General features: G+C 69.9%; 7 protein-coding genes. 2 read left to right on the forward strand and 5 right to left on the reverse strand.

Annotated features, from left to right (window positions below; genetic code table 11):
• Positions 1–33 precede the first annotated feature (33 nt).
• The 5 genes from IEY96_RS15595 to IEY96_RS15615 all read right to left on the reverse strand — a co-directional run bounded on the left by IEY96_RS15595 (position 34) and on the right by IEY96_RS15615 (position 5,808).
• On the reverse strand, positions 34–1,062 hold the full coding sequence (locus IEY96_RS15595) for an ABC transporter ATP-binding protein (protein WP_189195517.1): 1,029 nt from the start codon (positions 1,060–1,062) through the stop codon (positions 34–36).
• A complete protein-coding gene (locus IEY96_RS15600) occupies positions 1,046–2,083 on the reverse strand; it encodes an ABC transporter ATP-binding protein (RefSeq protein WP_189195518.1) in 1,038 nt (345 codons plus the stop codon). The genes IEY96_RS15595 and IEY96_RS15600 overlap by 17 nt, the downstream gene beginning before the upstream one ends.
• Positions 2,084–2,090: 7 nt before the next feature.
• Entirely contained in the window at positions 2,091–3,047 is a 957-nt protein-coding gene (locus tag IEY96_RS15605) for an ABC transporter permease (RefSeq protein WP_189195519.1), read from the reverse strand.
• Between the two features lie 68 nt (positions 3,048–3,115).
• Complete coding sequence (locus IEY96_RS15610; RefSeq protein ID WP_148429863.1) at positions 3,116–4,054, reverse strand: ABC transporter permease; 939 nt, start codon at positions 4,052–4,054, stop codon at positions 3,116–3,118.
• A gap of 146 nt (positions 4,055–4,200) precedes the next feature.
• Positions 4,201–5,808, reverse strand: a complete 1,608-nt coding sequence (locus IEY96_RS15615) for a peptide ABC transporter substrate-binding protein (protein ID WP_189195520.1) — start codon at positions 5,806–5,808, stop codon at positions 4,201–4,203.
• A gap of 413 nt (positions 5,809–6,221) precedes the next feature.
• Between IEY96_RS15615 and IEY96_RS15620 the strand changes: the two genes are divergently transcribed.
• Together IEY96_RS15620 and mdh are read left to right on the forward strand one after the other, a co-directional pair.
• Positions 6,222–7,085: a bifunctional methylenetetrahydrofolate dehydrogenase/methenyltetrahydrofolate cyclohydrolase gene (locus tag IEY96_RS15620; RefSeq protein ID WP_189195521.1), complete on the forward strand. Its 864-nt coding sequence runs from the start codon at positions 6,222–6,224 to the stop codon at positions 7,083–7,085.
• A gap of 100 nt (positions 7,086–7,185) precedes the next feature.
• The gene (gene mdh, locus IEY96_RS15625; RefSeq protein ID WP_189195522.1) at positions 7,186–8,136 is read left to right on the forward strand and encodes a malate dehydrogenase; all 951 of its coding nucleotides are present in this window, start codon (positions 7,186–7,188) and stop codon (positions 8,134–8,136) included.
• The last annotated feature ends 181 nt before the right edge of the window (positions 8,137–8,317 follow it).

The following is an 8,317-nucleotide window of genomic DNA, read 5'->3' on the forward strand; positions in this document are numbered from 1 at the left end:
CCGGGGGACGGGGCCTCCGTCGTGCCGGAGGGCTCAGGCGCCGGGGCGTACCTCGGCGAAGTGGCAGGCCGAGGGGTGCGGGTCCGCCGCGCGGAGCACCGTGTGCGGCTCCTGGGTGGCGCAGACCTCCTGGGCCTTCCAGCAGCGGGTGCGGAACCGGCAGCCCGAGGGCGGGTCGGCCGGGCTGGGCACGTCGCCGGTGAGCCGGATGATGCCGCGGTCCTCGCGGGCTTCCGGATCCGGCACCGGCACCGCGGAGAGCAGCGCCTGGGTGTACGGGTGGGTGGCCCGCTCGTAGATCTCCTCCTCGGTGCCGATCTCCACGATCTTGCCGAGGTACATCACGGCGACCCGGTCCGAGATGTGCCGGACCACCGACAGGTCGTGCGCGATGAAGATGTACGACAGCCCGAACTCGTCCTGGAGCTGCTCCAACAGGTTGATCACCTGGGCCTGGATGGAGACGTCCAGGGCGGAGACCGGCTCGTCGCAGACGATCACCTCGGGGCGCAGGGCCAGCGCCCGGGCGATGCCGATGCGCTGCCGCTGGCCGCCGGAGAACTGGTGCGGGTAGCGGTTGACGTGCTCGGGGTTGAGCCCGACCACGTCCAGCAGCTCCTGCACCCGCTTCCGCTTGCTGCCCTTCGGCGCCGCGTCCGGGTGGATCTCGAACGGCTCGCCGATGATGTCGCCGACCGTCATCCGCGGGTTCAGCGAGGTGTACGGGTCCTGCATCACCATCTGCATGTTGCGGCGCAGCCGGCGCAGCTCCGACCCGGACGCCTTGAACAGGTCCCGGCCCTCGAGGGTGGCCCGGCCGGAGGTCGGCGTCTCCAGCCGCATGAGCAGCCGGGCCAGGGTCGACTTGCCGCAGCCGGACTCGCCGACCACGCCGAGCGTCTCGCCGCGGCGCAGCTCGAAGCTGACCCCGTCGACCGCCTTGACGGCGCCGATCTGCTTCTGGAACAGCACGCCCCGGCTGATCGGGAAGTGCTTGACCACGTTGTCGACCGAGAGGATGGTCTCGCCGCGCACCTTGGTCGGGCTAGCGGGCGCTGTCATCACGGACCTCCTGGGCGAAGTGGCACGCGCTGGTCCGGCCGTCGCCGAGGACCAGGTCGTGCGGCACCACGTCCACGCAGACCTGCTGCACGTACGGGCACCGGGGGTGGAACGGGCAACCGGAGGGGATCCGCATGAGGTTCGGCGGCAACCCCTTGATCGTCGACAGCGCCTGGCCGCGGACGTCCAGGCGCGGGATCGACTCCAGCAGCCCCTTGGTGTACGGGTGGGCCGGCGCCCGGTACAGCGAGCGCACGTCGGCGTGCTCGACGATCCGGCCCGCGTACATGACGGCGATCCGGTCCGCGACGCCGGCGACCACGCCGAGGTCGTGGGTGATCAGGATCATCGCCATGTTCAGGTCGCGGCGCAGGTCGGCCAGCAGGTCCATGATCTGGGCCTGCACGGTGACGTCGAGCGCCGTGGTGGGCTCGTCGGCGATCAGCACCTTCGGGTCCAGGGCGAGCGCCATGGCGATCATGACGCGTTGCCGCATGCCGCCGGAGAACTGGTGCGGGTAGTCGCCGAGCCGCTTCGCCGCGGCCGGGATCTTCACGAGGTCCATCAGCTCGACGGTCCGCCGGCGGGCGTCGGCGCGGGACATCCCCTCGCGCTGGCGCAGCGTCTCGCCGATCTGCCAGCCGACCGGGAAGACCGGGTTCAGCGCGGAGAGCGCGTCCTGGAAGATCATCGCGATCTCCTTGCCGCGCACCTGCCGGCGCTGCTCCTCGGACTGGGTCAGCAGGTCCCGGCCCTGGTAGAGGATCTGGCCGGAGCGGACGTGCGCCGGGGGCGTGTCCAGGATGCCCATGATCGCCTGGGCGGTGACCGACTTGCCGGATCCGGACTCACCCAGCACGGCCAGGGTCTCGCCCGCGTCGAGGTGGTACGTCACCCCGTTGATGACCCTGGCCACGCCCTCGGTCGTGCGGAACTCGACGTGCAGGTCCCGTACCTCGAGCAGGTGGCCGCCGGGCGGGGTGGGGGAGGCCGGCGTGGGCCGGACCGCGGACTGTGTCATCAGGTTCTCACCGCAGCTTCGGGTCGAAGGCGTCGCGGATCGCGTCGCCCAGCATGATGAAGGCGAGCACGGTCAGCGCGAGGAAGGCCGAGGGGACGATCAGCGGGGTCGCCGACTCCCGCATGTGGATGCGGCCGGTGTCGATGTCCTGGCCCCAGGAGATGGTCGGGGCCTTCAGGCCGATGCCGAGGAAGCTCAGCGTCGCCTCGGCCGCGATGAACGAGCCGAGCGCGATGGTGAGCACCACGATCGCCGGGGCCAGCGCGTTCGGCAGGATGTGCCGCCACATGATCCGGCCGTTGCGGGCGCCGAGCATCCGGGCCGCGGAGACGTAGTCCTGCTCCTTGGCGGTGATCACCGAGGAGCGGATCACCCGGGCCGCGGTGGTCCAGCCGAGCACCGCCAGCACGAAGATCACCGCGAACAGCCGGACGTTGTCGCTGCTGGTGCTCAACCGCTTGAGCAGCACGATCGCGGCGAGCAGCAGCGGGATGCCGAGCACGATGTCGATCACGCGGGAGAGCACCGCGTCCACCCAGCCGCCGAAGTAGCCGGCGAGCATGCCGACGACCAGCGCGATCACGCCGGTGGCCAGCGCGGCCAGGGCGCCTACGAGGAGCGAGGCGCGGGTGCCGTAGACCGCCCGGGCGTAGACGTCGCAGCCCTGGAAGTCGTACCCGAAGATGGCCCCGCCGGACGGCCCGGCGTGCTGCCGGGAGAGCAGGCAGTCCCGCGGGTCGTTGGCGGTGAACAGCGACGGGACCGCGGCCATCGCGGCGGCCAGCACGACCAGTGCCAGGCTGACCCAGAAGATCGGGTTGCGGCGCAGATCCCGCCAGGCGTCGCCGGCGAGGCTGCGCGCCCGCTGGGGCGCGCCGATCCGGTCGGGGGTGGCGGGCTCGCCGGAGACACCCCGTCGCGCGGCCTGGTCCTCCGTGGCCGCGACGGTTTCGAAGTCACTCATGCCCGCACCTCGCTCCGCTCGGCGCGGCCACGAGCCAGGACACTGCGTTGATGATTCGTTCGCTGCGCTCACTCATAGCGGATCCTCGGATCGAGTACGGCGTAGAGCACGTCCACCACCAGGTTGGAGACGAGGTAGACCACGACGAGCACGCTGACGATGCCCACCACCAGCGGGCCGTCCTCGGTGCGGATGCCGCGGAAGAGGTTGAAGCCCACACCGGGGATGTTGAACACGCCCTCGGTGATGATCGCGCCGCTCATCAGGTTGCCCAGCTCGACGCCGAGGAAGGTGACCACCGGGATGAGCGAGTTGCGCAGCACGTGGACGCTGACGATGCGCCGCTTGACCAGGCCCTTCGACCGGGCGGTCCGGACGTAGTCGGCGCGCAGGTTCTCCGCCACCGAGGTGCGGGTCAGCCGCAGGGCGGTGGCCAGCGACAGCGAGCCGAGCACGATGCCGGGCAGCAGCAACGCGTAGAGGCTCGGTTGGGCCCCGGCGGTGGGCGGGAAGAGCTGCCACTTGACGCCGAGGAAGTACTGCGCGATCGGTGCCAGGACGATGGTCGGGATGCCCAGCACCAGCAGGGTGAGCACCAGCGTCGAGTTGTCGAAGATGCTCGCCCGGCGGATGCCGGCGATCACGCCGGCGGTGACGCCGAAGACGATGGCCACGGCCAGCGCGATGAGCGCCAGCCGCACGGTGACCGGCCAGGCCTGCTGAAGGATGTCGCCGATCTGCCGGCCGGTGAGCGACTGGCCCAGGTCGCCCTGGAGCAGGTTCTTGACGTAGTCGAGGTAGCGGTAGAAGAAGCCGCCCACGCCGGTCTGGTCCAGGTGGTACTTCTGCGTCAGGTATGCCCGCTGGGCCGCCGTGACCGGCCGCTCCCCGGCGAGGGCCTGGATCGGGTCGCCCTGCCCGGCGAACATCAGCGCGTAGACGATCAGCGTGGTCCCGAAGAACGCGAGGACCATCTGCAGGAGGCGCCGCAGGATGAAGCGGAACATGCTTTCCAGTCTCTCCGGAAAAACGCGAATGGGGCGCTGGATGACATCTCTGGCGTACCGGAAGTTGGCGAGCGTGTCCTCCGGCCCGGACCCCCCACGTGCTCGGGCCACCCGGGTCGCCCCGGGTGGCCCGTGCCGCGGTCAGCTCAGCTGGCCGCCTCGATCTTGACGAGGTTGACCCGCTGGAACAGGTCCATCTGGACGTTCTTGACCTTGCTGGAGTGCCCGTACACGTTCTCGCCGAAGCGGAGCGGGATCACCGGCATGTCCTTGGCCAGGATGTCCTCGGCCTGCTGGTACTTCTTGATCGCCTCGGCCTGGGTGGGCGCGGCCGCACCCTCCTTGACCAGGCGGTCGAACTCCGGGTTGCTGTAGCCGTAGTAGTTCGACGAACCGTTGGTGCTGTACAGCGGGCCGAGGTAGTCCTCCATGGACGGGTAGTCCATGACCCAGCCCATCCGGAACAGGCCCACCGGCTGCTTCTTCTCGACCTTGGTCAGCAGGTCGGCGAACTTCGGCTCGGCCGAGCCGACGCAGTCGACGCCCAGGTTGGCCTTGAGCTGGTTGCAGGTCGCGTCGACCCAGTCCTTGTGACCGCCGTCCCCGTTGTAGGAGATGGTGATCTTCGACGGGCCGCCGGCGGCCTGGTAGAGCTTCTTCGCCTCGGTCGGGTTGAACTGACCCGCGGCACCGGTGGTGTTGTCCCGGTAGCCCGGCAGGACCGGCGAGACGAACGAGCGCGCCGACTGCTGCGAGCCCTTGAAGATCGACTTGGTGATCTCGTCACGGTCGATCGCCATCGAGATCGCCTTGCGCACGTCCGGCTTGCTGTAGTCCTTCTCGAAGGTGGGGAAGGCCAGGAACTGGAACGACGACATGGGGCTGGTCTGGTAGTTCTCGCCCAGGTCGCTCTGCGCGGTGCTCAGGTTCTCGGTCGGGATCGTCGGCAGCACGTCGAGGTTGTCCGACTGCAGGTCCGAGTACGCAGCGGTGAGCTGCTGGTAGACCCGGAACTCGACGTCCTTCACCTTGGGCTTCTCGCCCGGGTACGCGTCGTAGCGCTCGACATCGAGCTTGCTGTCGTGCTGCCAGGTGCCCTTCATCTTGAACGGACCCTGGCCGATCGGCGCCTGCTCGTACGAGTCGTTGAGCACGCCCGGCGCGGAGAACGCGGCCTTCGGCAGCGGGTAGAACGCGGTGTAGCCGAGCATCGACCTGAAGTCGATGTACGGCTCGGAGAGCGCCACCTGGAAGGTCAGGTCGTCCACCTTCTTCAGGCCGGACATCGTCTTGGCCTTCGGCTTGTCGCCCTGCAGGTCCTGGTAGCCCGCGATCTTCTCGAAGAAGTAGCTGGCGCCCTGGCCGTTGGGCGCGTACGCGCCGTAGTTCCAGGCGTTGATGTAGTCGTCGGACGTGACCTTCTCGCCGTTGTGGAAGGTGAACCCGTCCTTGAGCTTGATCGTCCAGACCTTGTTGTTGTCGGACGGCGTCACCGACTGGGCCGCGACCTCGTACGGCTTGTTCTGCGCGTCGTAGTCGACGAGCGGGCTGAACAGGCCGGCGAGCACCTGCGAGCCGGACGTTTCGGTGGTGTTGGTGGGAACCAGGTGCTGCGGCTCGGAAATCTGGATACTGACCGCCGCATCCTGGGCGCTGCCGCTCGATCCGCCGTTCCCGCCGCTGCCGCAGGCCGCCAGGCCCAGCGTCACCACGAGCGGGAGGGCGGTCCAGGCGGCGAGTCTACGAACACGCATGGACTCTCCTCATCTCCTCACGCTGCGCAGTCAGGCCCGGCGTTGGGTAACGCTGCGCAACGATCGGTAACGGTAGGTCGCGATCGGCCCGGTCGACAACGAGAGCGTTGCGAAGCGATAACGGAACGTGCCGACCGGGCTTGTCGCCGCCGGCCCGGCCTGCTAAGGCAGGTGCCCTCCAGTGCGTGCCGGCAGGGCGTTCTTGACCGCCCGGTTGCGCCGTCCGGCCCGTCGCGGTGCCTTCGGGCGGGTCTGCGGTCGCCGTCCGGACTGTCCGGACCCGGCCGCCCTCGTCCCTGTGCGGCTGTGGCGTGATGCACAGTCGGTGACTCTCGGTGACTAAAGACACCTCACGGTTCGTGACCGTTCGCCGTCGTCGGCCGGCCGGGCACGGGGCGTGAGACGATCCATTCGTGACGGCGACGATCCTGGACGGCAAGGCGACCGCGGCGGAGATCAAGGACGAGCTGCGGACACGGGTCAAGGCGCTGGCGGAGCGCGGCATCACCCCGGGGCTGGGCACGGTCCTGGTCGGGGAGGACCCCGGCTCCCAGGCGTACGTCAACGGCAAGCACCGCGACTGCGCCGAGGTGGGCATCGCCTCGATCCGCCGGGAGCTGCCCGCCGACGCCACCCAGGAGCAGCTCGACGCGGTGCTCACCGAGCTGAACGCCGACCCGGGCTGCCACGGCTACATCGTCCAGCTGCCGCTCCCGGCCCACCTGGACACGCAGCGGGCGCTGGAGCTGATCGACCCGGACAAGGACGCCGACGGCCTGCACCCGGTCAACCTGGGCCGGCTCGTGCTCGGCTACGACGCCCCGCTGCCCTGCACCCCGCGCGGCATCGTCGAGCTGCTCCGCCGGCACGACGTGCCGCTGCGCGGCGCGAAGGTGGCGCTGGTCGGCCGGGGCAACACGGTCGGCCGGCCGCTCGGCCTGCTGCTCACCCGGCGCAGCGAGAACGCCACCGTGACCCTCTGCCACACCGGCACCCTCGACCTCGCCGCGCACACCCGCGAGGCCGACATCGTCATCGTCGCGGCCGGCGTGCCGGGGCTGCTCACGGCCGACATGGTGACCCCGGGCGCGACCGTGGTGGACGTCGGCATCACCCGGGTGGTCGGGGCCGACGGCAAGGGCCGCTACACCGGCGACGTGGACCCGGAGGTGGCCGGGGTGGCCGGCAAGCTGGTGCCGATGCCGGGCGGCGTCGGCCCGATGACCCGGGCCATGCTGCTGACCAACGTCGTCGAGCGGGCCGAGCAGCAGCACTGAGTCGCCCAGGCACGTCATAACCGTCCGCCCCTGGCCCGATCGGTGCCAGGATGGCTGATACGGTCCGGAAAACCGACTGGTATCAGGGAGTGGGACGACCATGGGTAAGAAGGTCACTGTCGTCGGGGCCGGCTTCTACGGCTCCACCACCGCACAGCGCCTGGCCGAGTACGACGTCTTCGACACCGTCGTGATCACCGACATCGTGGAGGGCAAGCCGGCGGGTCTCGCGCTGGACCTCAACCAGTCGCGCGCCGTCGAGGGCTTCGAGACCAAGGTCGTCGGCGTCACCACCGGCCCGAACGGCGAGGGCTACGAGGCCATCGAGGGCTCCGACGTCGTCGTCATCACCGCCGGCCTGCCCCGCAAGCCGGGCATGAGCCGGATGGACCTGCTGGAGACCAACGCCAAGATCGTCCGCCAGGTCGCCGAGAACGTCGCCAAGTACGCCCCCAACGCCGTCGTCATCGTCGTCTCCAACCCGCTCGACGAGATGACCGCGCTGGCCCAGCTCGCCACCCAGTTCCCGAAGAACCGGGTGCTCGGCCAGGCCGGCATGCTCGACACCGCCCGGTTCACCAACTTCGTGGCCGAGGCGCTGAACGTACCGGTGAAGTCGGTGAAGACCCTGACCCTGGGCTCGCACGGCGACACCATGGTCCCGGTCCCGTCGAAGAGCACCGTCAACGGCAAGCCGCTGCGTGAGGCCATGCCGGCCGAGCAGATCGAGGAGCTGGTCGTCAAGACCCGCAACGGTGGCGCCGAGGTCGTCGCGCTGCTGAAGACCGGCTCGGCGTACTACGCCCCGTCGGCCGCCGCCGCCCGGATGGCCAAGGCCGTCGCCGAGGACTCCGGCGAGGTCATGCCGGTCTGCGCCTGGGTCGACGGGCAGTACGGCATCTCCGGCGTCTACCTGGGTGTCGAGGCCGAGATCGGCGCCGAGGGCGTCAAGCGGGTCGTCGAGACCGACCTGGACGCCGACGAGCTGGCCGCCCTGAAGGAGGCCGCCGAGGCCGTCCGCGCCAAGCAGGCCGACGTCGCCAACATGTGACCCGAGTACCACCGCCGAAGGGGCGGGCCGGCTGCCGCCGGCCCGCCCCTTCGCACATCCCGGGCCCCACTCCCGTCGCCCCCGCAGGAGTTGATCAAGAGGTTTGCGTCAGGAATCGGCCCCGCGCCGACGCAAACTTCTTGATCAACGAGGCGGGGCGAGGCCGGGATGGGCCGGGAGA

The sequence above is a fragment of the Micromonospora fulviviridis genome (genome assembly GCF_014648395.1).
GTDB lineage: Bacteria > Actinomycetota > Actinomycetes > Mycobacteriales > Micromonosporaceae > Micromonospora > Micromonospora fulviviridis.